We start from the raw sequence: 1351 nt of genomic DNA, 5'->3' as shown, positions 1-1351 counted from the left end.
GACTCGGAGAAGTACCAGCTCAAACCCCGCGACTGGGCCCGCGCCGAGACCGAGGGCATCGCCCCCCTCATCACCCGCCTCAACACCGTCCGGCGGGCGAACCCGGCCCTGCGGCAGCTGCGCGACCTCCACTTCCACCACGCCGACCAGGACGCGGTGATCGTCTACAGCAAGCGGAGCGGATCGAACACGGTTCTGGTGGTCGTGAACCTCGACCCCCACCACACCCAGGAGGCCACGGTCTCGTTGGACATGCCGCAACTCGGCCTGAACTGGCACGAGTCGGTGCCGGTGCGCGACGAGCTCACCGGCGAAACCTACAACTGGGGCAGGGCCAACTATGTGCGCCTGGAACCGGGGCACCGGGCCGCGCACATCCTCACCGTCCTGCGACCGTCCCCGCGGATCGGAGGGTCACCCACACAATGATCGTCAACGAACCCGTCCCGGACACCTTCGAGGACACTCCCGCAAAGGACCGGGACCCGGACTGGTTCAAACGCGCCGTCTTCTACGAGGTCCTGGTCCGCTCCTTCCAGGACAGCAACGGCGACGGCATCGGCGACCTCAAGGGCCTCACCGCCAAACTCGACTACCTGCAGTGGCTCGGCGTCGACTGCCTCTGGCTGCCGCCCTTCTTCAAGTCCCCGCTGCGGGACGGCGGTTACGACGTCTCCGACTACACCGCCGTACTCCCCGAGTTCGGCGACCTCGCCGACTTCGTGGAGTTCGTCGACGCCGCCCACCAGCGCGGCATGCGCGTCATCATCGACTTCGTCATGAACCACACCAGCGACCAGCACCCGTGGTTCCAGGAGTCGCGCAAGGATCCCGACGGGCCGTACGGGGACTACTACGTCTGGGCGGACGACGACAAGCAGTACCAGGACGCGCGGATCATCTTCGTGGACACCGAGGTCTCCAACTGGACCTACGACCCGGTCCGCAAGCAGTACTACTGGCACCGGTTCTTCTCGCACCAGCCCGACCTCAACTACGAGAACCCGGCCGTCCAGGAGGAGATCCTCTCCGCGCTGCGCTTCTGGCTGGACCTGGGCATCGACGGCTTCCGCCTCGACGCGGTGCCGTACCTCTACCAGCGCGAGGGCACCAACTGCGAGAACCTCCCCGCGACCCACGACTTCCTGAAGCGGGTGCGCAAGGAGATCGACACCCAGTACCCGGACACCGTGCTGCTGGCCGAGGCGAACCAGTGGCCGGAGGACGTCGTCGACTACTTCGGCGACTACCGCAGCGGCGGGGACGAGTGCCACATGGCGTTCCATTTCCCGGTCATGCCGCGGATCTTCATGGCGGTACGCCGGGAATCGCGCTACCCCGTCTCGGAAAT

2 protein-coding genes are annotated in these 1351 nt (G+C 66.4%); both read left to right on the top strand.

Going from position 1 to position 1351, the window contains the following annotated elements; genetic code table 11:
• On the top strand, positions 1-429 hold a 429-nt coding region (locus ACFY6U_RS52150), incomplete at its 5' end, for a DUF3459 domain-containing protein (protein WP_390050214.1).
• Positions 426-1351 (top strand): alpha-amylase family glycosyl hydrolase (locus tag ACFY6U_RS52145; RefSeq protein ID WP_390050212.1); only part of this gene is annotated, 926 nt, incomplete at its 3' end. The genes ACFY6U_RS52150 and ACFY6U_RS52145, both read left to right, overlap by 4 nt.

Source organism: Streptomyces sp. NPDC013157 (assembly GCF_042899865.1).
Taxonomy (GTDB): domain Bacteria; phylum Actinomycetota; class Actinomycetes; order Streptomycetales; family Streptomycetaceae; genus Streptomyces.
Note: the sequence above shows the minus strand (reverse complement) of the source record. Positions and strands in the feature narration are given on the sequence as shown.